Source organism: Pseudomonas putida S13.1.2 (assembly GCF_000498395.2).
In the GTDB taxonomy this organism is placed as follows: domain Bacteria; phylum Pseudomonadota; class Gammaproteobacteria; order Pseudomonadales; family Pseudomonadaceae; genus Aquipseudomonas; species Aquipseudomonas putida_Q.
In genome coordinates this window covers 1,310,190-1,334,351 of record NZ_CP010979.1, presented here as the reverse complement: position 1 = coordinate 1,334,351, position 24,162 = coordinate 1,310,190, and the positions used below count along the sequence as shown (strand labels likewise).

Sequence of the window (24,162 nt, the reverse complement as noted above, 5' to 3'; positions counted from 1 at the left end):
GTCCTGGCTGTGATGGTGGACATCCTCTCACAGCCGGGGACGACTTGCTCGTCTGTCTTCAGCCCAGGCTGATCAGGCGCCCTGCCCTAAGCTGTTGATCGGCACCCCGCGCGCCCGCCGGCGCGTGACCAGCAAGCCGGAACACACCACCAACACAGCCAACACCATGGTCGACACCACTTCCAGGCGATGGTCCGGACGCAGCAGCATCACGACCAGCACGCTGCAGATGAATACGATCACACCCCAAGTGAGCCACGGGAACAGCCACATGCGGTAACCCAGGGTCTTGCCCTGTGCGGTCAGGCGCTGGCGCAGGCGCAACTGGGAAATCGCGATGACCAGGTACACCAGCAAGGCAATGGCCCCCGAGCTGGCCATGAGGAAGCCGAACACCTTGGCCGGCACCAGGTAATTGGCGATCACGGCCAAAAATGCCGCGCCAGTGGATAGCAGTACCGCTACCACAGGCGTGCCACTGCGGCTGGTCACCTGGGCGCAGGCCGGTGCATCTCCGCGGCGGCTCAGCGAGTAGACCATGCGCGAAGCGGTATACAGCGACGAGTTCAGGCAACTGGTCACCGAAGTCAACACCACAAAATCGATGATGGCCTTGGCATTCGCCACGCCCAGGGTATCCAGCACCGTGACATAGGAACCTTCGGTCGCCAGGCGCGGATCAGTCCAGGGCACCAGCGCGATGACGATGAAAATCGACAGGATGTAGAACAAGGTGATCCGCCAGATCACCGAATTGGTGGCCTTGGAAATATGCTTGCCCGCATCAGAGGATTCGGCTGCGGCAATGGTCACCACCTCGGCGCCGAGGAACGAGAACATGGTGATCAGCATGGCGCTCAGCACCGCACCGAAACCATTGGGCATGAAACCACCGGTATCCCAGAGGCGCGAGACACCGCTGACACCGGAACCGGGCAGCAGGCCGAAAATGGCGCACACGCCAAGTGCAATGAACGCGACGATCGCCACCACTTTTACCAGTGCCAGCCAGAACTCGAACTCGCCATAGTTCTTCACGCTGAACAGGTTGGTGGCGGTCAGCAACAAGGTAATCACCAACGACAATACCCAGATCTCCATCTGCGGGACCCAGGAATTGATGATGGTGGCGGCAATGTTGGCTTCGATGGGAATGATCAGCACCCAGAACCACCAGTACAGCCAACCGATGGTGTAGCCCGCCCACTTGCCGATGGCGAGATCAGCATAGGTGGAAAACGAACCGGTATCCGGCGAAGCCACCGCCATTTCGGCCAGCATGCGCATCACCAGCACCACCAGGCCACCGGCCAGTATATAGGCCAGAATGGTGGCCGGCCCTGCTTCAGCAATGGCACGACCAGAGCCAACGAACAGGCCGGCGCCGATCACACCGGCAATGGACAGCATGGTGACATGCCGTGATTTCAATCCATGACTCAAATTGTTCTTGTGGGTTTGCATGGCACTACCTTGTTGTTTTTGTCATGCCCACGCTGGGGCCGCCGGCTGCACGGTCGCCGACGCAGGCGCGAAAAAGCCCGCTCTGCCCTGACTGGTGAGCAGGGCAGTTCGGGTTGAGTAAAAGGAAACCGCGGAACCTGTTACCGCGTTGTCAGCTGGCCGCCCGCTGGCTGGCCGTCAGGTCCGCCTTGGGGACGCTGCCACCTGCACGGGTGACCTGCTCACACACCTTCTCGACGATATAGGCGCCGATCGGGATGGCCGAGGTGGCGGCCGGCGACGGTGCATTGCACACGTTGACGCTGCGTGCGGTGTTGACGAACAGGAAGTCGTCGATCAGCTTGCCGTCGCGCGAAACCGCCTGGGCGCGCACACCGGCCGGGTAAGGCGTGAGGTCGGCCTTGGTGATGCTCGGGCAGTACTTCTGCACCTGCTTGAGGTAGCCGCCCTTGAACAGCGAGTTTTTCATCTCGATCAGGCCCGGGCGGAAGTTCCTCGCCAGCACCTTGAGAATGCCGGGGGTGGTCAGGGTCTGGAACAGGTCGCTGGGGCTGACGTCGGTCTTGCGGTAGCCCTCGCGCTTCATCGCCAGTACGGCGTTGGGGCCAACCGTGACCGTGCCGTCGATCATGCGGGTCAGGTGCACGCCCAAAAACGGCATCGACGGGTCGGGGATCGGGTAGATCAGGTGGTTGACGATCTGGTTGTGCTGCTTGGGCAGCAAGTAGTACTCGCCCCGGAACGGGCAGATGACAAACTCGGTGCGCAGGCCCAGCATGCTGACCACGCGGTCGGCCATCAGGCCCGAGCAGGTCACCAGGAAACGGCTACGGAACTCGTCGCGCTGCGTGCGCACGATCACTTCGCTGGCTTGTTCCTGCAGGCCGACCACCTCTGCCCCATAGCGGATCTCGCCGCCGGCACGCTGGAATTCAGCGCCCATCGCAGCAGTCACTTGGGCGTAATTGACGATGCCGCTGGACGGCACGAAGATGCCCCCCATTCCCACGATATTGGGCTCGCGCTCGCGCAGTTCGTCGGCCGACAGCCAATGGCGCTCCAGGCCGTTGGCCGCGGTACGCTCCCACAGCGCCTTCATGCGCTGCATTTCCAGCTCGTTGGTAGCCACCAGCAGCTTGCCGCACTCATCGAAGCGGATGCCGTGCTGGGTGCAGAAGGCCTTGGTGGCCTTGTTACCTTCCAGGCAGAAGCGCGCCTTGAGGCTGCCGGGGGTGTAGTACACGCCAGCGTGGATCACGCCGCTGTTGTGACCGGTCTGGTGGCGGGCCGGGCCGGACTCCTTCTCCAGCAGGAGAATCTTTGCGTCCGGGTAGACCTTGATCAGGTGCATGGCCGTGGACATGCCCACAATGCCACCGCCAATAATGATGAAATCGTACACAGCCTTACCTCACACGCAGGCATTGCCTGGCTCGCTCACCAAGGCCCGCGCGGGCCCTGGTGGCATCATTTTTTGTGCAACGACGCATGGGCGGGCGCCCGCCCTGCGCCCTGTCATTATTGCCCGCGCTGGTACAGCGGTTTGGGGAAGGCGACGTAACCACGCTGGCGCATCAGCTCACGGCGCAGGCCCTCATGCGGGGTGAAGCGGTCGCGACCGTGCAGCCAGAACAGGTTGTTGATCAGCAGGAAGCTGCCAACCGCCACCGGCACCGAAACCTTCTTCGCGCTGCCTTCCAGCGAATCGGACAGAGCGTTCAGCCAGATGCCTTCCTCGTAGTTTTCCGGCTGCACGAACTGGTCAATGTAGCGCATGGTCGGGCGACCTTCGCCGTCGGTGTCGAACACAGAGTGGAACACATCTTCGGCCACCTTCTTGCTCGGCGGTGCGGTCCAGCGCATTTCGCGGCGGGCCATAGGGTGGCGGAAGAATTCCTCGCACTGCTCCCAGTCGTCCAGGTGCAGCAGCAGCGAATTCCCGCCTTCCATGTTCTTTTCGTCGATCTTCAGCATCAGCACGTAATCGGTGATCTGGTTCACGAAAGTGCCGTCGTTGTGCAGCTCCATCACCCGATGCGGCTGGCGCAGGTAGCTGTCGGAGTTGTCGGAATTGACCACCACAAAGCGTGCATAGAACTGGCCGCTCATGGCGTCGTAGTTGGAACGGCCGATCAGATGCGCGCAAGCGGTAGTGAACTTGACCATGTCCTCTGCCTGGCTTACGTCATCCAGGCCCAACGGGGTAATCAGCATGCCGCCGGTGGCGCGATCAAGGATTGTGTTGAGCAGCACCGGGCGCAGGGTGCCCTGGCACAGTTCGTCAAGGATTTCACCCAGCCGGAAACGCAGGAACGACTTGTACTCCAGCGCCTGCACCGGCCACTCGGCAACAGCCTGGACAAACGCTTCGACGGTTTCTCGGGCGAAGGTCAGTTCAAGCAGGCGCGGCGACTGTTTCGAAGGGGCGATGGTGTAACCACGCGGCTCGAGCGGCAGTGGCATCACAAGTTCGTCGATCTGCGTAAAAGCGTTCATGGCAGTTTCCTGGCAAATAAAGTGAAGAGCGCCGTCCGGTCGTGACCTGGATCAGTGCGGGCGAAGCCAAAGTATCGCCACTAAAGCAAAATGTCTACATTTTTATATTTCGACTACAGTATTGCCGTTTATCCACTGTTTTTCGTCAGCAGACGGTTTCGGTATGATCGCCAAAACGTTTTGAGGAACAGGATCTTGGAAGCGCTCGCCCCCCGACAAAACTCAGCATTCAGCGGGTATGAGAGGCTCAAGAAGGACATCATCCGTGGCGTGTTCAAGCCCGGTGAAAAACTGTTGATGAGCGCGCTGAAGGAACGCTACGACCTGGGCGTGGGCCCGCTGCGCGAGGCACTGTCGCAACTGGTGGCCGAGCACCTGGTCAACGCGATCAGCCAGAAAGGCTACCGGGTGGCGCCCATGTCGCTGGACGAGATGAACGACATCTACGATGCCCGCGCCAACCTGGAGGCAATGATCATCGCCCTGGCCATCGAGCGCGGCGACGACGCCTGGGAGGCGTCAGTGCTGGCCCACTCGCATACCCTGGCCAAGGTGGTTGAAGTAAAAACCCGCGAGCAGCGCCTGGATGTGTGGGACGAGCGGCACAAGGCGTTTCATACCGCCATTGCCTCGGGCTGCGGCTCCAAGCACCTGCTTCAGGCACGCACCTACCTGTTCGACCAGGCCGAGCGCTACCGCCACCTGTGGCTGACGCAGACGGTGTTCTCCGAACAGGCCCTGGCGCTCAAGCGCCAGGAACATGCAGCGCTGGTCGAGGTGATTCTCGCCCGTGACGCCAAGCGTGCCAGCGCCATGATGCGCTCGCACCTGATGACCCCGGTGCCGATCATCGCGCAGATCATGCATGCCGAAGGTATCGGCGCCCGCTGAAACACCGCGCCGCTTGCTTCGCGGGTAAACCCGCTCCCACAGGGCCCTCACCGATCTTGGGGAGCGCCGCTGTACTTGTGGGAGCGGGTTCACCCGCGAAGAGGCCAGTGCAGGTAAAAGACGCTAGATGAATTTTTCTTAAATCGCCGGTTGTCTATTCTTTGGCACAATCAAATCTCTATTAGATGCCCAGGAACCAGCATGCCTCGCGTACTGACCATCGAAGACGACGCCGTCACCGGCCAGGAAATCGTCGCCGAACTTACCAGCCACGGCCTGGAGGTGGATTGGGCCGACAATGGCCGTGAAGGCCTGGCCAAGGCCATTGCCGGTGGCTACGACCTGATCACCCTGGACCGCATGCTGCCCGAGGTTGATGGCCTGACCATCGTCACTACCTTGCGCAGCCTCAAGATCGCCACGCCGATCCTGATGATCAGCGCCCTCTCCGACGTCGACGAACGGGTACGCGGCCTGCGTGCCGGCGGTGACGACTACCTGACCAAGCCATTTGCCTCCGACGAAATGGCCGCACGGGTCGAGGTATTGCTGCGCCGCAACAGTGTGCCCATGACCCAGACACGCCTGCAGGTCGCCGACCTGCAACTGGACCTGATCAGCCACGAGGCGCGCCGCGGTGACAATACGCTCAACCTGCTGCCCACCGAATACAAACTGCTGGAGTACCTGATGCGCCACAGCGGCCAGGTGATCACACGGATGATGATTTTCGAAGAAGTCTGGGGCTACCATTTCGACCCCGGCACAAACCTGATCGACGTGCATATCGGCCGCCTGCGCAAGAAAATCGACTCCCCCGGCCAGTCGCCGCTGATCCGTACGGTACGGGGCTCCGGCTATGCCATTGCTGAACCCGTCTAAGGGCTGGAGCTCCTCCACCAGCCGCCTGCTGGCGCTGTACAGCTTTCTGTTCGTGGCCTGGAGCAGCATCCTCATGGGTGTGCTGTACTTCGAGGTGTCCAGCTACCTGAACAAGCTCACCCGCCATTCGATGCTGCAGCGCCAGCATCTGTTCGCGCACATGAGCGGCAAACAACTGGACGACGCACTGATCGCCAGCCAGGCCTTCGAGGAGCGAAGCTTCGACGCCTATGGCCTGTTCGACACCCAGCTCAACCCGATTGGCGGCAGTGTGCGTACCCTGCCCCCGGAGCTCAGGCTGGACGGCAAGATCCATGAGTTGAAACGCTGCCTGGATGCCGACGACCCACACCTGCCCCGCGACAGCTGCGATGCGGTGGCGATCAAAGTGCAAGATGGCCGCTGGCTGGTACTGTTCCGCGATAACGGCTCACTGTTCGTGGTTACCCGGATCATTCTCGATGCCCTGCTCTGGGGTATCTCCTTGACGCTGATCCCAGGCTTTGCCGGCTGGTATTTGTTGCGCCGCCGGCCGCTGAAGCGTATCCGTGCAATCCAGGCCCAGGCCGAGCTGATCGTCGCCGGCGACCTGACCCACCGCCTGCCGTTGTCGGCCCGGCGCGACGAGCTGGACATGCTGGCAGCCATCGTCAACGCCATGCTGGACCGCATCGAGCGGCTGATGCATGAGGTCAAGGGGGTGTGCGACAACATTGCCCATGACCTGCGTACCCCGCTCACCCGCCTGCGCGCCCAGCTGTACCGCATTCGCCAGCAGAGCGACGTCGACTCCGCGCAAGCCGAGGCGCTGGACCAGGCCATCGGCGAAACCGACACCCTGATGGCGCGTTTTCGCGGGTTGCTACGCATCAGCGAACTGGAAGACCGCCAGCGCCGGGCCGGCTTCGTCCAGCTTGACCCGCATGAACTGCTGGTCGAACTGCACGACTTCTATTTGCCTTTGGCCGAGGATGGCGGCATCCATCTGCAATTGCACCAGCCCGCGCTGCTGCCGGCACTGTACGGTGACCGAGAACTGCTGTTCGAGGCACTGGCCAACCTGGTGGGCAACGGTATCAAGTTCACGCCCGAGGGTGGGCAAGTGCGGATTTGCGCAACGCAGGACGATAACGGCGTGCACCTGGCTATCGAGGACAGCGGGCCGGGTATTCCCGAAGAAGAGCGTACTGCGGTGCTGAAGCGGTTTTATCGCAGCGATGAAGGCCATCGCCATGCCGGGTTCGGGCTGGGATTGTCGATCGTTGCGGCGATCGTCGACCTGCATGGGTTCGGGCTGGAGATTGGGGACAGCGAGCTGGGTGGTGCGAAGCTGGTATTGCACTGCCCGCTTGCGGGGCTGGCCAAGTAAAGGCTGGCGCCGCCAGGCGGCGGGTAAACAGTTCACTTGTTGCCTTGGTTATCTGCGTGAAAGCGCAGCCCAAAGGGCCGGGCGCTCTCCTGCAGACGATGGTGGTATGGCCTCAATGCTGCACGGCGCTCTCCAGCGCCGCCTTCAACGCCGCCGCATCGGTAAACGCCCGCTGGCTCACAAGCACGCCCTGCTGCAGCTGCATCCACTGCACCTGGCCATCCTGCCCGGAATAACGGCTGGCCACCCGCCCTTCTCGGTCGAGCAGCACCCGGTAGTTGTAATCGCGCATGGCAGGGATGGCGAACAGCTTGCTGATCAGCGCAGGCATGCGCTGGATGTCGGCAACGAACACTGCATCACGCGCCTCAAGGTACCCCTTGGGTTGCTCGGCCAGCGCCGCCTTGACCAGCTTGGCGCCGTCCATGTCATGCGCTACCAGCAGGATGTGCGTGCCGGTATCGAGGCTGTAGGCCTGATCGTGCTGGTCGAGCAGCGTCCACGGGGCCAGCTTCTCGCCCAGTTCCAGGGCATTGGCCAGCAGCGGCAACAGGCTGAACAACAGGGCAACGGCGTACTTCATCAAGGGCGTCCTCAGTGACAGGGGGCAACATGGCGGCAATAGGCCAAGCCAGACAGGTTGCCTGAACACGACCTGAAATACGACACACCCACCCAGGACATTGTCTTTCCCCCGGCCACCCGCCACACTCAGCGGGCCAGCCAGGAAGCGGAGTCCAGAGTGCCCACGCCACGACAGTTCAGCAAGAAGACCAGCACCAGCAACATGCTGCGGCTCAAAACCAGCAGCGCCAATGCCCAGGCCCCCTACCGGGTTGATTTCGTCCTGCTCGAACATTTCTCGATGGCCAGCTTCACCGTTGCCATGGACGTGCTGGTCACGGCCAACCTGCTACGCGCCGACAGTTTCCAGTTCACCCCGCTGTCGATGGATGGCGACCGGGTGACCAGCGACCTGGGGTTGGAACTGGTGGCCACCGAGCTGTCCGCCGGGGCGCTGAAAGCGCTGGACCTGCTGGTGATCTGCGGCGGCTTGCGCACCCCACTGAAGTACCCTGAACTCGACCGCCTGCTGGACGACTGCGCAGCCCACGGCATGGCCCTGGGCGGCTTGTGGAACGGCGCCTGGTTTCTTGGCCGCGCCGGGGTGCTGGACGACTATGGCTGCAGTATCCACCCCGAGCAGCGCGCCAGCCTGTCCGAGCGCAGCCCGCAAACACGCATCACGCCGGCCAGTTTCACCCTCGACCGCGACCGCCTCAGCGCCGCCAGCCCCAATGGTGCCATGGAACTGATGCTGGGCCTGGTGCGCCGGCTTTATGGTGACGGGCTGGCCGAAGGCGTGGAGGAAATCCTGTCGTTCTCCGGGGCCCGCTACCGCCAGGTCGGCCCGGGAGCGAAAAAATCCATGAGCCTGCACCTGCGCACCATCGTCGAGCTGATGGAGAACAACCTGGAGGAAACCCTCAGCCTCGATCAGCTGGCCGCCTATAGCGGGCGCTCGCGCCGGCAGATCGACCGCCTGTTCCAGGCACAGTTGGGCACCTCGCCACGGCGCTACTACATGGAACTGCGCATTACCAAAAGCCGCCGGCTGCTGCAGTATTCGGACCTGTCGGTGATGGAAGTGGCAGTGGCCTGCGGGTTTGTTTCGGTGTCGCACTTCAGCAAGTGCTATGCGGCGTACTTCGGCTACCCGCCGTCACGCGAGCAACGGCTGGGCGAGTAAGCGGCGTTCAGGCGCAGATATAGCGCAATACGGCGTCACAGATCATGGCTTTGTGACGCAGCTTGACCTGGTCGTCAGACAGGTCGATCTGGAAGATCTCGCCAAAGGTGTGGCGGTTCGACACCCGGTAGAAGCAGAACGAGCTCATCAGCATGTGCAGGTCGATCACCTCGATGCCGGTGCGGAACACACCTTCCTGCACGCCACGGTGCAGGGTGTTGCCCAGGGCTTCGAGCACCAGGCTGCTCATTTCGCGGATCGCCGGCGACTGCTTGACGTACTCGCCGTAATGGATGTTTTCGGTGCAGATGATCCGCACGAAATCGACATTGCGGTCGTGGTGATCGAAGGTGAATTCCACCAGCCGACGGATCGCCTGCTCAGCCGGCAACGACTCCAGGTCCAGGCTTTGCTCGGTCTTGCGGATATCGCCGTACAACTTCACCAGGCATTCGCAGTACAGCTGCTCTTTGCTGCCGAAGTAGTAGTAGATCATGCGCTTGGAGGTTGCCGTGCGCTCGGCGATAGCGTCGACGCGTGCGCCGGCCAGCCCTTGCTGGACGAACTCGTTGATGGCCGCCTGGAGGATGTCCTCGCGCGTTTTCTCGGGGTTGTTCTTGCGCGTTTTGCGCCCCCCCTCGGTTTCAGGCTGGCCAAGGCTCACTACGGAATCACTCATACCCACTCACAGGCTATTTATTGGAATACCGGGGATTATCCGCGAGCGCGGCCATGCAGGGAAGCACGCTGTTGGTCGAGTAGCCATGATGCATTGCGCCTGTCCGGCCTTGATATCACGCCCCGCAACCCGCTAGCCTGCCTGCCCCTGCCCTGGATGGACCCTGCCTCATGCAACCGCGCGACCTCGCCGCCTACCTCTTCCTGGCCATAGCCTGGGGCTTTTCGTTCCTGGTGCTGCTCAAGGTGGTGCATGCCTTTGGCTGGGTGGGTGCGGTCAGCCTGCGGGCACTGATTGCCAGCGGCACCCTGGCGATCCTTGCAACCCTGCTGCGCCGCTCGCTGCGCCTGCGGCCGCTGCTGGTACCCTTGCTGGTGGTGGGTGCAACCACCGTGGCCGGGCAATTGATCGGCATGTCGTACGCCACCCCACGTATCGGCACAGCGATGGCAGCCATTTTTGTCGCCACCATTCCGCTGTTCTCGATGCTGATCGGGCGGGTCTGGGGGCTGGAGAAAATCACCCCGCAAGGCCTGGCCGGGCTGCTGCTGGGCATTGCCGGCATTGCCATGTTGGTCGGTTTTCCGGCCCGCGCGGTCGATGACGACTTCATCCACGGCTGCATCGCCTCGCTGCTTGGCGCCATCAGCGCCGCCTACGGCAGCAACTATGCCAGCCTGCACCTGCGCGGCCAGGACCCGTGGACGGTCACCTGCGGCGCGTTCCTGGCTGGCGGGCTGATGACCCTGCCGCTGTTGCTGCTAGTACCGGTACCCAGCGTGCCACACGCAGGCGACTGGCTTTACCTGCTTATTAGCGGCGCAGTGATGAGCGCTACCACCTACGTACTGTACTTTGGCCTGGTGGCTCGGATCGGCGCCACCCGCGCCATCAGCGTGGAGTTCGTGGTCACGCTAGTGGCAGTGCTGGTCGGCGCGCTGTTCCTCGATGAAGCCCTGAGCCTGTTGCAGGCGGCGGGAGGCCTGGTAATTCTGCTCGGCTGCATGCTGGTGCTGGGCCTGCTGCCAGGGCGCGTGCGGCGCCTGCCCAGCTAGCGCCGGCTCAGTCGCGCTGGGCGGTGTCGTGCGTCGGTGGCGGCGTCAGGTGCAGCACGCGGTTACGCCCGCCTTCGGCCAACAGGTAGCCGCCCTTGCCGTCCGCCACGATCGACTGCGGCGCCTTGAGGAAGGTCAGCATGGTGTGCTGGACGCCGTCAGCGTCGATCAGCAACAAGCGTGCGCGGTGAGTGTTGTCTTCGCTGACCCACAGGCCACGCTGGTCACAGAACAGGAAGGTGGGGTTGCGCAGCCCATCGACCACCACCGGGTCCTTGCCATCGTCAGACAGGGCGCGAACCTTGCCATTGGCTTTTTCGGTGTACAGCAAGCGGCCGTCGTTGCAGCGGGTGAGGCCTTCGGTTTCGGTCAGGCCGGAACGCAGCACATCAAGCTGGCCGCTGGCCCAGTCATAACGCATCAGGCGGCCATTGCCCTTGCGGTCTTCGATGGCATACAGGTGGTCGCCGTCGTTCCACAGCCCCTGCACGCTTTCACCGTCGAACAGGTGGCTAACCTGGCCATCGCGGGCCAGGCTTACCGGCGCCTGGCCGCCTTCCTGGCTGAACACCCAGCCGCCTTGTGCCGCGACCATGCCATCGGGCTTGGACAGGTTGTCGACCACCACTACGCGGTCGCCGGTCGCGGTGATCTTGAGGATGCTGCCATGACCATCATCCAGTTCGCGGCTGACCAACAGGCTGCCATCCGCTTGCGGCAACAGCGATGCGGCCTTGGCCACATCACGATGCAGCACCTCGACATCCCAGCCAGAAGCGGCCTGGACCGGGTAGAAGCTCTGCCAGGCGAAGAAACCCAGGGTGGCGGCCAGCAGGCCGGAAGTGGCGGTCAGGGCGATGCGGGTGCTGCGCTTGCGCAGAAATTGCGGCATGAAGGGCTCCTCGGATTGCCGGGGGATGCTAGCAAGCGAATGTGAAAAAAATGTCGAAAGAATGCAAACCGTTACAAAACAAAAGGATATAAAAATAACTAAACATTCTAACGAAACGGAATATAAAAATTGAAAGCCGAACGCCATCTCCTTAGTCTGGGCCCATCGCTTTCCACCCGGTTTCAAGGAGCATACCCGTGCCAATCCGTGCCTTCTCCCCCCTGCGCCGCCTGTTGATTGGCGGCCTGCTGGCCAGTGTCGCCAGCGCCCTGCTGCCCTGGTCCCAAGCCTTGGCCGATGACGCCAAGACCCTTCGCATCGGCTACCAGAAGTTCAACAGCATCAACATCCTCAAAGGCAGCGGCGCCCTGGAAAAGGCCCTGGCCCCGCAAGGCGTCAAGGTCAGCTGGCACGAATTTGCTGCCGGCCCGCAGTTGCTCGAGGCCCTGAGCACCGGCGCCATCGACCTCGGCCACGCCGCCGACGCCCCGTCGGTGTTCGCCCAAGCCGCCGGAAAACCCGTGGTGTACCTGGCCGCCGAACAACCGTACCCACGCGGCATCGGCCTGGTGGTACGCGAGCAGGACCATGTGACCGGCGTGCAGGACCTGAAAGGCAAACGCGTGGCCACAGGCCGTGGCTGGAACGCCCAGTACCTGCTGGCCGTCGCACTGGAACAGGCTGGCCTGAGTTACCAGGACATTACCCCCGCCTACGTCAACAATGCCGCCGATGCCGTGGCCGCCTTGCAGTCGGGTAGCGTGCAGGCCGTGACCCTGTGGGACCCGTTCCTCGCCGCAGCAGAAAGCCAGCCAGGCCTGAAGAACCTGCGTGACGGCAGCGGCCTGTCCAACAACCGCACCTTCTACCTGTCCACCGCCAGCTACGCCGACCAGCACCGTGCGCTGCTGAAAACCTTCTTTACCGAACTGGGCAAAGTCAGCCAGTGGGCCAACGCCAAGCCTGCAGAGGTCGCCGCACTGCTGGCCCCGCAGCTGGGCATCAACGCCAACGTGCTTGAAGTGGCCAGCGAGCGCCGTAACTACAACGCCGTGGCCATCACCCCGCAGATCGTCGCCGAACAACAAAAACTGGCTGACACCTTCCAGGGCCTGGGCCTGATTCCACACAAGCTGCAGGTGGCCGACGCGGTCTACCCGGCTTCCGTGTTGCCTTGAGCGGAGCGCACCTGACATGCCCCGCCCGATCCGCTTCAACGCGTTCAGCATGAACGCCGCCAGCCACCAGTCCCCCGGCCTGTGGCGCCACCCACGCAATACCAGCGTCACCTTCAACCGCCTGAGCTACTGGACCGACCTGGCCCGCCTGCTGGAGCGCGGCCTGTTTGACGCCCTGTTCATTGCCGATGTGCTGGGCATCTACGACGTCTACCAGGGCGGCCCTGAAGCCGCCCTGCGCGGTGGCGTGCAGGTACCGGTCAACGACCCGCTGCTGCTGGTGCCGGCCATGGCCGGCGTCACTGAGCACCTGGGGTTTGGCGTCACCTTTTCGCTCACCTACGAGCACCCCTACCCGTTCGCCCGGCGCATGTCCACACTCGACCACCTGAGCAATGGCCGGGTGGGCTGGAACATCGTCACCGGCTACCTCGACAGCGCCGCGCGCAACCTCGGCCTGGCGCGCCAGCTCGGCCACGACCAGCGCTACGACCTGGCCGAGGAATACCTGCAGGTGCTGTACAAGCTGTGGGAGAAGAGCTGGGACGATGACGCAGTGCTGCTGGAGCGCGACAGCGGGCGCTACATCGAGCCAACCCGGGTGCACCCTATCAATCATGTGGGCGAGCACTTCCAGGTGCCCGGCATGCACCTGTGCCAGCCGTCGCCGCAGCGCACCCCGGTGCTGTTCCAGGCCGGCGCTTCGTCACGCGGCCAGCAGTTTGCCGCACGCCACGCCGAATGCGTGTTCATCAGCGGCCCGACCCCCACCGTATTGCGCCGCTACGCCGACGGCATTCGCGAGGCCAGCGAAGCCGCCGGGCGAGGTCGTGATGAAGTGCTGATCTATGCCCAGGCTTTGTTGATCGTCGCCCCCACCCGGGAAGAGGCCGAGTCCCGCTTCGCCGAATACCGTCGCTACGTCGACCTGGATGCTGCCCTGGCGCTGCTGTCGGGCTGGACCGGCATCGACTTTGCCGGCCTCGACCCCGATGCGCCGATCGAATACGTTGAAAATGACGCCGGCCGCGCCGCCCTGGCCGCGTTTACCGCCGCCGACCCGAACCGCCGCTGGACCGTACGCGAGGCCGCCGAGTTCGTTGGCCTGGGGGGTCGCTGCCCGGTGCTGGTAGGCGCCGCCAGCGAGGTCGCCGACCAGCTGGAAAGCTGGCTGGACCAGACCGGCATCGACGGTTTCAACCTCACCTACGCGGTGCAGCCGGACGACCTGGCCAATGTGGTCGAGTTGCTGGTGCCCGAGCTGCAACGCCGCGGCCGCTACCCGTCGGGCTACTCCGAAGGCACCCTGCGCCACAAACTGTTCGGCCAAGGCGATCGACTGCCGGAACAGCATGCCGGACGCCAAGTAGACATTCAGCGATCAAATACCGGGTATTCCAACATTTAATTTGTGGATGGCGCGCGCTCGACCCTATTCTGTTGCCACATCCCCTGCGCCGCACCGGCCGGTGCGGTTCACGGCACGGGGAGAGAACAACAAGTCGAGATTGTCCATGTCGAACCATTCGTACTTCGCCCCCCACGGTGGGCACCCAGCTCAAACCGAGCTGCTGACTGACCGTGCCATGTTCACCGAAGCCTATGCCGTCATCCCCAAGGGCGTGATGCGTGACATCGTCACCAGCCACCTGCCGTTCTGGGACAAGATGCGCATGTGGGTCATCGCCCGCCCGCTGACCGGTTTTGCCGAAACCTTCTCCCAGTACATCGTCGAGCTGGCCCCGGAAGGCGGCAGCGAGCGCCCTGAGCTGGACCCTAACGCCGAAGCCGTGGTGTTCATCGTCGAAGGCGAATTGGACATCACCGTTGAAGGCAAGCATCACACCCTGGTACCAGGCGGCTACGCCTTCCTGGCCCCGGGCGCCGAGTGGAGCCTGCGCAACAACAGCAAGTCCAACGTCACCTTCCACTGGCTGCGCAAGCACTACCAGAAAGTTGAAGGCCTGGACGTACCGGAGTCGTTCGTCACCCACCGCGACAACGCCACCGTCATCGAGATGCCGGGCACCGAAGGCCGCTGGAAAACCACCCGTTTCGTCGACATGGCCGACATGCGCCACGACATGCACGTGAACATCGTCACCTTCCAGCCGGGCGGCGTGATCCCGTTCGCTGAAACCCACGTGATGGAACACGGCCTGTACGTGCTGGAAGGCAAGGCGGTGTACCGCCTGAACCAGGACTGGGTCGAAGTGGAAGCCGGCGACTTCATGTGGCTGCGCGCCTTCTGCCCGCAAGCCTGCTACGCCGGCGGCCCAGGCAACTTCAGCTACCTGCTGTACAAGGACGTGAACCGTCACGTGCACCTGACGCTGAACCCTAAGCGCTAAGCTCAGGCTGATGCCCGCAAGCCCGCCAACCTGGCGGGCTTTCTGTTTGCCGCGCATACTTGAACATCCATCCCCGCGCGGTACCAGCCATGAACCGCTGCCTGCTGCTCGCCGCCCTGCTGCTGTGCGCCCCTGCCCTGGCTGCCGATGACTGGAACCTGGCTTATGACCGCGAAGGCATACGCGTGTACCTGCGCGGCGCGGATGACTCGTCCTACCAGCAATTTCGTGGTGTGAGCACCATGAAAGCGAGCGTACGCACCCTCACCGACCTGCAAGAGAACCTGCGCGTAGCCTGCAAATGGCTGTACGCCTGCGACCAGATGCGCCTACTGGAGGTGGATGGCGCCAATACCTGGGTGTACCTGACCACCAACCTGCCGTGGCCAACGATGCCGCGGGACATTGTGCTGAAAGTAACCAGCGAACGCCTGGACGACGGCACATTGCTGCGGCGCCTGAGCGCCGAGCCCGACAGGATCCCCAAGGTTGAAGGCCTGATCCGGGTGCAGCATCTGAGCGGTGAGTGGCGGATGAAACCACTGGGCGAGCGCGAGACGGAGGTGACCTACCAGTTGCAGGCCGACCCTGCTGGCGATGTGCCCGGCTGGCTGGCCAACCGGTTTGTGGTGGATGCGCCGGTGGTGACGTTGCGTACGTTGCGGGCAGTTGCTGAACGCCAGCCTTGAGGTGACTCGCCGGCAATCCAGCTCCCACTGGTACTGCGCAGATCTTGAGCGTTGCGCGGTCCAAGTGGGAGCTGGCTTGCCGGCGATGGGCTGCGCAGCAGCCCCAGGGTCCTATGTAGCAGTCGCTGTCTGCGGTTGCGCAGAAGCCTTGGTCCTGCGTCGATAGGCCAGCAACAGGCCCGCATACCACAACGGCATCACGTACAACGCCGTGCGGGTGTCCGGTTCCAGCGCCAGCAGGCACAGCACGAAAATCAGGAACAGCTGCGCCAGCGCGGCGGTGACCTTGCCGCCAGGCAGCTTGAACCTGGACTGCTCATGCGCCTGCGGATTCTGTCGACGGTAAGCAAAGTAGGACAGCAAGATCAGCGACCAGGTAACGATGATCATCACCGCGGAAATGGTCGACACCAGGGTGAACACGGTCATTACTTCCGGGATCACGAACAGCAGCGTCAACGCAATTGCCATGCACACCCCAGAGAATACCAGCGCCCGCACTGGCGTACCCGACCCGGATAGCCGCCCGAACGCCGTCGGCGCCTGTTGTTGGTGCGACAGGCCGTAGAGCATGCGCGAGCCCGAGTAAACACCACTGTTGGCCGACGAGGCCGCAGAGGTCAGGACCACGAAGTTGATGATGCCAGCAGCAGCGGGCAACCCGCCAAGCAAGAACAATTCAACGAATGGGCTGCGGTTGGCCGGCACATTGGCCCAGGACACCACACTGATGATGCACACCAGCGAACAGATGTAGAAAAGCAGGATACGCACGGGGATGGTATTGATTGCCTTGGGCAGGGTCTTCTCGGGGTCTTTGGCCTCCGCCGCTGCGGTGCCGATCAGCTCGGTGCCGACGAAGGAGAAGATAGCGATCTGGAACCCGGCGAGGAAGCCAAGGATGCCATGCGGCATGACCACGCCAGGGGCCACCAAGTGGCTGAACGACGCCGTCACCCCGCCCGGCGAGGTATAGGAGGTGGCGACCATCACCAGGCCGGTTACCACCAGCAGGACGATGGCGACGATCTTGATCAGGCCGAACCAGAACTCCACTTCACCAAAGGCCTTCACCGCCAGCATGTTCAGGCCCAGCAACAGGAACATGGTGGCGAAAGCCGGTAGCCAGGTGGGCACATCGGGGTACCAGTACTGCACGAACCCTGCGACCACCACCACGTCGCCCACCGCCGCCACCACCCAACTGAGCCAGTACGACCAGCTGAGAATGTAACCGGCCCGTGGCCCCAGGTAGTTGTGCACCAGGTCGGCGAACGATTCCATCTGCAGGTTGGCCAGCAGCATCTCGCCCATGGCGCGCATGATGCAAAACACAAAAAAACCGATGATGGCGTAGACGAGGATGATCGAAGTGCCAGACAACGCAATGATCTTGCCCGAGCCCATGAACAACCCGGTGCCAATGGCGCCACTGATCGAAATCAGCTGTATGTGCCGGTTTTCCAGCCGTCGCTTGAGCACTCGGCCCTCTTGCGGATCAGCACTTTGCGCATTGCACGTTTGATGCATAGTCAACCTCTTATTCTTTTTTGGTAAAACTTCAGCGCCCCGCGCCGCACCATTTGATTGGCACTAAGGTGCAGGTTCCCTGTTATTGAAAATGATAAAAGCGCAGGTAATAACGAAAATGGAAACTCACACCCGACGCAACTTCGCTGCGGGCTTTTTTATTGTTTGAATCGCACCCTGGGTGGCGCGCCTTGTACCGTTGCACGAATACAGTTTCATTCTGCCAGTGGCCCGGGCCAAGCGGAACGCTACAGAATGCGCACAGCCAAAGGGATTTTTTGCACTGTGGAAAGCCTGGGTGACAGTTTGCGCAATGCGCCTGTCAAAAGGCCTGACCCAGCGGTCACATCTTGTAGGTGGAGAGCAGGATGCTGGTCTCGGTATTCTCGATGTGCGGGATGGAGCGAATGGTGTTCAGCGCCCGGTCGAACGCTTCAAGGGTGTCTGCGCGCAGCTCTGCCATCAGGTCCCAGCGGCCATTGGTGGTGTGAATGGCCACCACGTTGGGGTGCCCACGCAGCGCGTGTTTGACCTCTGCGGCGTGATGGCCGCTGATGCCGATGCTGGTGATCGCCCGCACGCCCTGGTCCAGCGCATCGGAGCGCAAGCGTACCGTGTAGCCGATGATCACGCCCTGCTCTTCGAGCCGGGTGATGCGGTTTTGCACCGTTGCCCTGGCCACCTTGAGTTTTTTTGCCAAGGTCAGCACGGGGGTACGTGCATTGTCCCGCAACAGCGCAATCAGTTCCCGATCGATAGTGTCCATATGCCTGCCAAATAATCAGATTGCTACTTTGGGGTGGCAGATTGTCTAGAAAGTTGGCGAAACTGGCAACCTGCATTCTTCCTGTTGACGCAACCTTTCATCAAAATGTTCGAGCCGGCGACACTTCGATAACCCTAAGCGCTCACCCTGCAATATCCAGAGGGCAGCGCACAATAACAAGGTGCAAGAGCATGACGTATTTCATTGATGTTCCAACCATGTCGGACTTGGTGCACGACATCGGCGTGGCGCCGTTCATAGGTGAACTGGCTGCGGCCATTCGTGAAGACTTCAAACGCTGGCAGGAGTTTGATAAATCCGCACGGGTTGCCAGCCATTCGGAAGTGGGTGTGATCGAACTGATGCCGGTCGCCGACAACAGCCGCTACGCTTTCAAATACGTCAACGGCCACCCGGCCAACACCGCGCGTGACCTGCATACCGTAATGGCCTTCGGCGTATTGGCCGATGTCGAAACCGGCTACCCGGTGTTGCTGTCCGAACTCACCATTGCCACCGCCCTGCGCACTGCGGCCACCTCGCTGATGGCCGCCCAGGCACTGGCCCGACCGAACTCGCGCAAGATGGCGCTTATCGGCAACGGCGCGCAAAGCGAGTTCCAGGCACTGGCCTTCCACAAGCACCTGGGCATCGAAGAAATCGTCGCCTACGACACCGACCCGCTGGCCACCGCCAAGCTGATTGCCAACCTCAAGGAATACAGCGGCCTCACCATCCGCCGGGCCGGCTCGGTGGCCGAAGCGGTGAAAGGTGTGGACATCATCACAACGGTAACGGCCGACAAGGCCTACGCCACCATCATCACCCCCGACATGCTCGAACCCGGCATGCACCTGAATGCCGTGGGGGGTGACTGCCCGGGCAAGACCGAGCTGCACGCCGATGTGCTGTGCAACGCCCGCGTGTTCGTCGAGTACGAGCCGCAAACCCGCATCGAAGGTGACATCCAGCAGCTGCCGGCCGACTTCCCGGTGGTTGACCTATGGCGCGTACTGCGCGGCGAAACCGAGGGGCGCCAGAGCGACAGCCAGGTCACCGTATTCGACTCGGTGGGCTTCGCCCTGGAGGATTACACCGTACTACGGTACGTACTACAGCAAGCAGAAAAGCGCGGCATGGGCACGAAGATCGACCTGGTACCATGGGTGGAAGACGACCCGAAAGACCTGTTCAGCCACACCCGCGGACGCGCTGCCAAAAGCCGCATCCGACGCGTTGCCTAACCCTGTTCTCAACCCGGTACTCCACATGGCATTTCCAACGCGTTCGATTCAAGCACCTGCAGCAGTGGTCATGGTCAGGCCACATGCATTCACCCCCAACCCGGAAACCGCAGCCGACAACTCGTTCCAGCACAGCAGCCCCGGCCTCGCCGCACAGGCGCTCGCCGAGGTTGCCCGCGATGAAGTCACCCAGGCCGCCGGCCGCCTCGAGGCCGAAGGCGTGCGCGTACACCTGTTCGACGATTTTGGCGAGCACAACACCCCGGACTCGGTGTTCCCCAATAACTGGTTTTCTACCCACCCCGGTGGGCACATCGCGATCTACTCGATGTACTCGCGCAACCGCCGCCGCGAACGGCGCGCCGATGTGATCGAGATGCTCAAGCATGAGTACCGCGTGCAGGATGTAATCGATTATTCAGGGCTGGAGCAGGACGAACTGTTCCTCGAAGGCACCGGCGCCATGGTATTCGACCACCTGTCGCGGGTGGCTTACACCGCGCGCTCCAACCGCGCCGACCCGATTGCCCTGGAGCGCTTCAGCACGCACTTCAATTTCGAGCCGATGGTGTTCGACACTGCCGATGAACAGGGCGCGCCGATCTACCACACCAATGTACTGATGTGCGTGGCCACCGAGTTTGCCCTGGTGGGCTTTGACACGTTCACCAACAAGGCGCGGGCAAAGGAAGTGCGCATGCGCCTGATCGAGTCGGGCCGCGACGTGATTGACCTGAGCAACCAGCAGATCAGCCAGTTTGCCGGCAATGCCATCGAGCTGTCCGGGCGTGACGGGCGAATCCTGGCGCTGTCACGCAAGGCTTTCGACAGCCTGAACGCCGAACAGCGCCAGCGTATCGAGCGCTCGGCGCGGCTGGTGCCGCTGGACGTGCCGACCATCGAAATGGCTGGGGGCTCGGTGCGCTGCATGATTGCCGGCATTCACCTATCGCCACGCCTGGCGGCGGCTTGCGCCTGACCTGATCATCTCAGTCGGCCGACGCACGCCGTTGGTACGGGTTAACGCTCCTACACCGACCGCGTCAGGCCGTGTCAGATCCCACCACCCGCCAGCAGTTGTGTCATGACCTCGGCCAACGCCTTGACCATCACATCTGCCGTCGGCCGGTGGACGATGACGATTTCATAGCTGTCGACCTCCGGCAGCCCTTGCCCTGCGCCCAGCACCCGATGCTCAGCCGTTGCCGCCCTTGGCGGCAGCAGGCTGATGCCCATGCCATCCGCAACTGCCGCCTGAATGCCGCTGAGGCTTGAGCTGGTGAAACTGATGCGCCAGCGCCGGCCCATGCTTTCGATCGCATTGATCATGTCTTCACGGTACAAGCCGCGAGGGGGGAAGGTCACCAGCGGGATAGGGTCGAGCTCGAAGGCAGGCGTGCGCGCGCTGTCGATCCATTGCAGGCGCTCTGGCCAACAGGCCACGCCCTCTCGGGTGTTGCGCCGCTGCTTGAGCAGCACCAGGTCGAGTTCACCGTTGTCGTAGGCCTGGCTGAGGTCGCGGCACAGGCCGCTGGTCACTTCCAGTTTCACTTGCGGGTGCAGCCGGCTGAACGCCGACAGTGCATTGGTCGTGCGCCCGCCAACGAAGTCCTCGGGCACACCAAGGCGTACGGTGGTGCCCACCATCGCCCCGGCCAGGGCTTCGAGCATCTGGTCATTCAGCGCCAGCATGTGCCGGGCGTAGCCGAGCAAGGTCTGCCCGGCATCGGTCGGGAGCACATCGCGGTTGCCACGCACCAGCAAGCGGTGGCCGACCATGTCCTCCAGGCGACGTACCTTCTGGCTGATGGTCGACTGGGTCGAGTGCAGGCGCGCCGCCGCCGTGGTGAAGCTGCCGCAATCGGCCACCACCACAATGGCGCGTAGCAGGTCGAGGTCGAACAGGGCTCTATTCGATTTCACGCTGATAGACATCTTGGTATTCAACTGCTGAATGGCAAGACTGCGTTCTATCACGGCTAGTCGCCGAGGGCCACACCTTCACGCCGAGGGTCGGCGCCACCGGACCAGCCATCGCCGTTGCGCTGGATGATCTGCATGCCGCTGGTCATGGTCATCGGCGTTACCTCATGGCCCCAGGTTGCCAATTGGCGGATCAGCGCCGGGCTGGCCAGCCCGGCTTCCACTTCGGTGCCGGCATTGCGGCTGCCGAAGTTGGGCAGGCCGGCCGCCTGCTGCGGGTCGAGCTGCCAATCCAGCAGGCCGATCAGCGCCTTGTTCACGTAACCAATGATCTGCGAGCCGCCCGGAGAGCCGAGGCTGGCCACAAGTTCGCCAGAGGCCCGCGAAAACACCAACGTCGGTGCCATCGCCGACAGTGGCCGCTTGCCCGGCTGCACCCGATTGGCCACGGGCTTGCCGTGCTCCCGGGGGATGAACGAGAAGTCCGTCAGATGGTTGTTGAGCAGGAAGCCCTTGACCATCAGGTGCGAGCCGAACGCGGCCTCCACCGAGGTGGTCATGGCCAGCGCCTGGCCGCTGTCATCCACTGCGCTGAGGTGCGAAGTGGAAATGCGCAAAGGCGAGCGATCAGGTGCCAGGGCCAGGTCGGCGCCTGGCGGCTGGCCCGGCCGGGCGCGCTTCATGCTGTGCTCGCCGATCTGCGCTGCTCGGCTGGCCAGGTAGGTGGCGTCGGTCAGGGCCTTGACCGGGACCGGCACGTAATCACTGTCGGCCAGGTACTGAGCGCGGTCGGCGTAGGCCAGGCGCTCGGCCTCGGCGATCAGGTGCACGGCCAGCGGCGGTGCCTCCAGGCCTGCCGGGGACGTGTTCGCCCGCGGCCGCAAATCCGCCAGATCGCGTTCTGGCATGGCGCGCTGCACGGCTTCAAGCACACCCAGCGTCTGCAACACCGTCACCCCACCCGATGATGGCGGCGGCATGCCACAGATGCGCCAGGCCTTGTAGGGGCCGCACACCGGCTCGCGCTCCTTGGCGGTGTACTGCTCAAGGTCCTGCAGCGACAGGTAACCGGCATTGGCATGGCTGCGCACCTTGGCCACGATGGCCTGGGCGATCTCACCCGTGTAGAACGCCTGCGGACCGTGCGCGGCAATCTGCTCGAACGTTTGCGCAAGTGCGGGGTTGCGCAACGTCGTGCCCACCGCCAGCGGCTTGCCGTTTTTATCCAGGAAGTAGCGAGCCATGGCCGGTGAACGGGCAATATACGGGTCGCCCGCCACCAGGGTGTGAAGGCGTGCTGAAACCGGGAAACCGTTACGTGCCAATGCAATGGCCGGAGCAAAGAGTTGCTGCCAAGGCAGCTTGCCGTGCTGCTCGTGAACCAGCTTCAGCGCGCGCAGAACCCCGGGCACACCCACTGAACGCCCGCCGATCTGTGCCAACCTGAACGGCATCGGCGAACCATCGGCTTGCAAGAACAGCTTTTCCGTGACTTGCGACGGGGCTGCCTCGCGGCCGTCAAAAGCCTGCACGCGTTTGCCGTCCCAATAGAGGATAAAGGCCCCACCGCCAATGCCACTGGATTGCGGCTCCACCAAGGTCAGCACCATCTGCATGGCGATGGCCGCATCAATGGCGCTGCCACCGGCACGCAGCATCGTCCGCCCCGCTTCGCTGGCCAGCGGGTTGGCGGCGGCGGCCATATGCCGGTTGGCGTGCACCGGCTGCAGGCCGGTGCGGTAGCCGGAGGCCAGTTCGGGTGGCGCGGGCAATAGCTGGTCGGCGCAGGCCCACCCACTGGCAATCGCCAGGCATAGCGCGCTCATCAGCGGTGTGGAGAAATTCATCGTTTTGTTTCCTGCCTTGTCTGTTCAGCACGCCACTGTCAGTCATGCGTAAACTTGAGTTCAAGACCTGATGTGGATTTTTCCAGGATGCAGGCAGGTCATTCAGGAGCCCACCCTATGCGTACACCCGTCGCAGCCATGCTGTTCGCCCTGTTCACCAGCCTTGCTGCCCACGCCGAGAACACCACCATGGACAACCGCCTGCACAACGCCGCCCGCCACGACGACGTGCGCACCTTGCAACAGTTGTTGACTCAAAGTGCCCAACTGGAAAACCGTGATGAGCAAGGGCGCACTGCACTGCTGGTGGCCACCCACGGCAACCACGTGGCGGCGGCGCAAGCGCTGATCGAGGCCGGTGCCGATGTGAACGCCAAGGACAATATTGCTGACAGCCCTTATTTGTACGCCGGTGCCCGCGGCCTGAACGACATCCTGCGGCTGACGCTAAGCCACGGTGCCGACCTCAAGAGCACCAACCGATACGGGGGAACTGCGTTGATCCCGGCGGCCGAGCGTGGGCATGTCGAGACCGTGCAGATGCTGATCGATGCCGGGGTGGACGTGAACCACCTGAACCGGCTGCACTGGACCGCGCTTATGGAAGCAGTGATTCTGGGGGATGGCGGGCCGCGGCATGTGGAGATTGTGCGCCAGCTGCTGGCGGCGGGGGCGGACCGGCAGATTGCCGACAAGGATGGGGTCACCGCGCTGGAACATGCGCGCCAGCGGGGGTATCGGGAGATGGAGGCGCTGCTCGCCCAGTAGAAGGTTTGCATGGCACGGGCTTTGCCCGTGATCGCCGGCAAGCCAGCTCCCACGTGGACCGCATCGTATTCACGTCATGCGCAGTACCTGGGGGAGCTGGCTTGCCGGCGATGAGGCCAGGACAGGCAGCACAGAACCTCAGATAACTTCTTCGTACGGCAGCCCCACATACAACGATAGGGTCACCGCGCTGGAACATGCGCGCCAGCGGGGGTATCGGGAGATGGAGGCGCTGCTCGCCCAGTAGAAGGTTTGCATGGCACGGGCTTTGCCCGTGATCGCCGGCAAGCCAGCTCCCACGTGGACCGCATCGTATTCACGTCATGCGCAGTACCTGTGGGAGCTGGCTTGCCGGCGATGAGGCCAGGACAGGCAGCACAGAACCTCA

Annotated in this window: 22 protein-coding genes; 12 read left to right on the top strand and 10 right to left on the bottom strand. The window is 62.8% G+C overall.

Going from position 1 to position 24,162, the window contains the following annotated elements; genetic code table 11:
• Nucleotides 1-72 precede the first annotated feature (72 nt).
• From gabP to glaH, 3 genes are all read right to left on the bottom strand, one after another.
• Nucleotides 73-1,464, bottom strand: coding sequence for a GABA permease (gene gabP / locus N805_RS06005; protein ID WP_028613034.1), 1,392 nt, complete (start codon nucleotides 1,462-1,464; stop codon nucleotides 73-75).
• 151 nt (nucleotides 1,465-1,615) lie between these two features.
• Complete coding sequence (gene lhgO / locus N805_RS06000) at nucleotides 1,616-2,866, bottom strand: L-2-hydroxyglutarate oxidase (protein WP_028613035.1); 1,251 nt, start codon at nucleotides 2,864-2,866, stop codon at nucleotides 1,616-1,618.
• 116 nt (nucleotides 2,867-2,982) lie between these two features.
• Nucleotides 2,983-3,960: a glutarate dioxygenase GlaH gene (gene glaH / locus N805_RS05995; protein WP_046811300.1), complete on the bottom strand. Its 978-nt coding sequence runs from the start codon at nucleotides 3,958-3,960 to the stop codon at nucleotides 2,983-2,985.
• A gap of 195 nt (nucleotides 3,961-4,155) precedes the next feature.
• On the opposite strand from glaH, the gene csiR reads away from it, so the two are divergent.
• The 3 genes from csiR (at nucleotide 4,156) to N805_RS05980 (ending at nucleotide 7,102) form a co-directional block, all read left to right on the top strand.
• Nucleotides 4,156-4,851: a DNA-binding transcriptional regulator CsiR gene (gene csiR, locus N805_RS05990; protein ID WP_028613037.1), complete on the top strand. Its 696-nt coding sequence runs from the start codon at nucleotides 4,156-4,158 to the stop codon at nucleotides 4,849-4,851.
• Nucleotides 4,852-5,052: 201 nt separating this feature from the next.
• Complete coding sequence (locus tag N805_RS05985) at nucleotides 5,053-5,733, top strand: response regulator transcription factor (RefSeq protein WP_012272507.1); 681 nt, start codon at nucleotides 5,053-5,055, stop codon at nucleotides 5,731-5,733.
• A complete protein-coding gene (locus N805_RS05980; RefSeq protein ID WP_028613038.1) occupies nucleotides 5,711-7,102 on the top strand; it encodes a sensor histidine kinase in 1,392 nt (463 codons plus the stop codon). The genes N805_RS05985 and N805_RS05980 overlap by 23 nt, the downstream gene beginning before the upstream one ends.
• 112 nt (nucleotides 7,103-7,214) lie before the next feature.
• Here N805_RS05980 and N805_RS05975 read toward each other — a convergent pair whose 3' ends face one another.
• Nucleotides 7,215-7,685: a hypothetical protein gene (locus N805_RS05975; RefSeq protein WP_028613039.1), complete on the bottom strand. Its 471-nt coding sequence runs from the start codon at nucleotides 7,683-7,685 to the stop codon at nucleotides 7,215-7,217.
• A gap of 159 nt (nucleotides 7,686-7,844) precedes the next feature.
• On the opposite strand from N805_RS05975, the gene N805_RS05970 reads away from it, so the two are divergent.
• Nucleotides 7,845-8,852 carry a GlxA family transcriptional regulator gene (locus N805_RS05970; protein WP_028613040.1) on the top strand — a complete coding sequence of 336 codons (1,008 nt, stop codon included), beginning with the start codon at nucleotides 7,845-7,847 and terminating at the stop codon, nucleotides 8,850-8,852.
• Nucleotides 8,853-8,859: 7 nt separating this feature from the next.
• Here the strand turns inward: N805_RS05970 and N805_RS05965 are convergent, their stop codons facing one another.
• Nucleotides 8,860-9,531, bottom strand: coding sequence for a TetR/AcrR family transcriptional regulator (locus tag N805_RS05965; protein WP_028613041.1), 672 nt, complete (start codon nucleotides 9,529-9,531; stop codon nucleotides 8,860-8,862).
• Nucleotides 9,532-9,701: 170 nt separating this feature from the next.
• Between N805_RS05965 and N805_RS05960 the strand changes: the two genes are divergently transcribed.
• Nucleotides 9,702-10,586 carry a DMT family transporter gene (locus tag N805_RS05960; RefSeq protein WP_028613042.1) on the top strand — a complete coding sequence of 295 codons (885 nt, stop codon included), beginning with the start codon at nucleotides 9,702-9,704 and terminating at the stop codon, nucleotides 10,584-10,586.
• Between the two features lie 7 nt (nucleotides 10,587-10,593).
• Here the strand turns inward: N805_RS05960 and N805_RS05955 are convergent, their stop codons facing one another.
• A complete protein-coding gene (locus tag N805_RS05955; protein ID WP_028613043.1) occupies nucleotides 10,594-11,478 on the bottom strand; it encodes a hypothetical protein in 885 nt (294 codons plus the stop codon).
• Nucleotides 11,479-11,675: 197 nt separating this feature from the next.
• On the opposite strand from N805_RS05955, the gene N805_RS05950 reads away from it, so the two are divergent.
• The 4 genes from N805_RS05950 (at nucleotide 11,676) to N805_RS05935 (ending at nucleotide 15,696) form a co-directional block, all read left to right on the top strand.
• Nucleotides 11,676-12,656, top strand: coding sequence for an aliphatic sulfonate ABC transporter substrate-binding protein (locus N805_RS05950; protein ID WP_028613044.1), 981 nt, complete (start codon nucleotides 11,676-11,678; stop codon nucleotides 12,654-12,656).
• Nucleotides 12,657-12,672: 16 nt separating this feature from the next.
• Nucleotides 12,673-14,064, top strand: a complete 1,392-nt coding sequence (locus N805_RS05945) for an LLM class flavin-dependent oxidoreductase (protein WP_028613045.1) — start codon at nucleotides 12,673-12,675, stop codon at nucleotides 14,062-14,064.
• 106 nt (nucleotides 14,065-14,170) lie between these two features.
• Complete coding sequence (locus N805_RS05940; RefSeq protein ID WP_016499386.1) at nucleotides 14,171-15,007, top strand: bifunctional allantoicase/(S)-ureidoglycine aminohydrolase; 837 nt, start codon at nucleotides 14,171-14,173, stop codon at nucleotides 15,005-15,007.
• A gap of 89 nt (nucleotides 15,008-15,096) precedes the next feature.
• Nucleotides 15,097-15,696 carry an START domain-containing protein gene (locus N805_RS05935; RefSeq protein ID WP_028613046.1) on the top strand — a complete coding sequence of 200 codons (600 nt, stop codon included), beginning with the start codon at nucleotides 15,097-15,099 and terminating at the stop codon, nucleotides 15,694-15,696.
• A 111-nt stretch (nucleotides 15,697-15,807) separates the two neighbouring features.
• Here N805_RS05935 and N805_RS05930 read toward each other — a convergent pair whose 3' ends face one another.
• Entirely contained in the window at nucleotides 15,808-17,226 is a 1,419-nt protein-coding gene (locus tag N805_RS05930; protein ID WP_028613047.1) for an amino acid permease, read from the bottom strand.
• Nucleotides 17,227-17,569: 343 nt separating this feature from the next.
• On the bottom strand, nucleotides 17,570-17,992 hold the full coding sequence (locus N805_RS05925) for an Lrp/AsnC family transcriptional regulator (protein WP_016499380.1): 423 nt from the start codon (nucleotides 17,990-17,992) through the stop codon (nucleotides 17,570-17,572).
• A 191-nt stretch (nucleotides 17,993-18,183) separates the two neighbouring features.
• Here N805_RS05925 and N805_RS05920 point away from each other — a divergent pair, with 191 nt between their 5' ends.
• Nucleotides 18,184-19,236, top strand: a complete 1,053-nt coding sequence (locus N805_RS05920; RefSeq protein WP_028613048.1) for an ornithine cyclodeaminase — start codon at nucleotides 18,184-18,186, stop codon at nucleotides 19,234-19,236.
• 25 nt (nucleotides 19,237-19,261) lie between these two features.
• The gene (gene ctlX, locus N805_RS05915; RefSeq protein ID WP_196305296.1) at nucleotides 19,262-20,215 is read left to right on the top strand and encodes a citrulline utilization hydrolase CtlX; all 954 of its coding nucleotides are present in this window, start codon (nucleotides 19,262-19,264) and stop codon (nucleotides 20,213-20,215) included.
• 74 nt (nucleotides 20,216-20,289) lie between these two features.
• Here the strand turns inward: ctlX and N805_RS05910 are convergent, their stop codons facing one another.
• A complete protein-coding gene (locus N805_RS05910) occupies nucleotides 20,290-21,171 on the bottom strand; it encodes a LysR substrate-binding domain-containing protein (protein WP_028613050.1) in 882 nt (293 codons plus the stop codon).
• Between the two features lie 44 nt (nucleotides 21,172-21,215).
• Entirely contained in the window at nucleotides 21,216-23,006 is a 1,791-nt protein-coding gene (ggt, locus tag N805_RS05905; protein WP_028613051.1) for a gamma-glutamyltransferase, read from the bottom strand.
• 117 nt (nucleotides 23,007-23,123) lie between these two features.
• On the opposite strand from ggt, the gene N805_RS05900 reads away from it, so the two are divergent.
• A complete protein-coding gene (locus N805_RS05900) occupies nucleotides 23,124-23,774 on the top strand; it encodes an ankyrin repeat domain-containing protein (RefSeq protein WP_028613052.1) in 651 nt (216 codons plus the stop codon).
• Nucleotides 23,775-24,162 lie beyond the last annotated feature (388 nt).

Coding starts and splice junctions, on each gene's coding strand:
- N805_RS05965 (WP_028613041.1), bottom strand. CDS start 9,531: ATGAGTGATTCCGTAGTGAGCCTTGGCCAGCCTGAAACCGAGGGGGGG.
- N805_RS05945 (WP_028613045.1), top strand. CDS start 12,673: ATGCCCCGCCCGATCCGCTTCAACGCGTTCAGCATGAACGCCGCCAGC.
- N805_RS05940 (WP_016499386.1), top strand. CDS start 14,171: ATGTCGAACCATTCGTACTTCGCCCCCCACGGTGGGCACCCAGCTCAA.
- N805_RS05980 (WP_028613038.1), top strand. CDS start 5,711: ATGCCATTGCTGAACCCGTCTAAGGGCTGGAGCTCCTCCACCAGCCGC.
- N805_RS05900 (WP_028613052.1), top strand. CDS start 23,124: ATGCGTACACCCGTCGCAGCCATGCTGTTCGCCCTGTTCACCAGCCTT.
- ctlX (WP_196305296.1), top strand. CDS start 19,262: ATGGCATTTCCAACGCGTTCGATTCAAGCACCTGCAGCAGTGGTCATG.
- N805_RS05930 (WP_028613047.1), bottom strand. CDS start 17,226: ATGCATCAAACGTGCAATGCGCAAAGTGCTGATCCGCAAGAGGGCCGA.
- N805_RS05920 (WP_028613048.1), top strand. CDS start 18,184: ATGACGTATTTCATTGATGTTCCAACCATGTCGGACTTGGTGCACGAC.
- gabP (WP_028613034.1), bottom strand. CDS start 1,464: ATGCAAACCCACAAGAACAATTTGAGTCATGGATTGAAATCACGGCAT.
- N805_RS05925 (WP_016499380.1), bottom strand. CDS start 17,992: ATGGACACTATCGATCGGGAACTGATTGCGCTGTTGCGGGACAATGCA.
- N805_RS05960 (WP_028613042.1), top strand. CDS start 9,702: ATGCAACCGCGCGACCTCGCCGCCTACCTCTTCCTGGCCATAGCCTGG.
- N805_RS05935 (WP_028613046.1), top strand. CDS start 15,097: ATGAACCGCTGCCTGCTGCTCGCCGCCCTGCTGCTGTGCGCCCCTGCC.
- glaH (WP_046811300.1), bottom strand. CDS start 3,960: ATGAACGCTTTTACGCAGATCGACGAACTTGTGATGCCACTGCCGCTC.
- N805_RS05985 (WP_012272507.1), top strand. CDS start 5,053: ATGCCTCGCGTACTGACCATCGAAGACGACGCCGTCACCGGCCAGGAA.
- ggt (WP_028613051.1), bottom strand. CDS start 23,006: ATGAATTTCTCCACACCGCTGATGAGCGCGCTATGCCTGGCGATTGCC.
- N805_RS05910 (WP_028613050.1), bottom strand. CDS start 21,171: ATGTCTATCAGCGTGAAATCGAATAGAGCCCTGTTCGACCTCGACCTG.
- N805_RS05975 (WP_028613039.1), bottom strand. CDS start 7,685: ATGAAGTACGCCGTTGCCCTGTTGTTCAGCCTGTTGCCGCTGCTGGCC.
- N805_RS05955 (WP_028613043.1), bottom strand. CDS start 11,478: ATGCCGCAATTTCTGCGCAAGCGCAGCACCCGCATCGCCCTGACCGCC.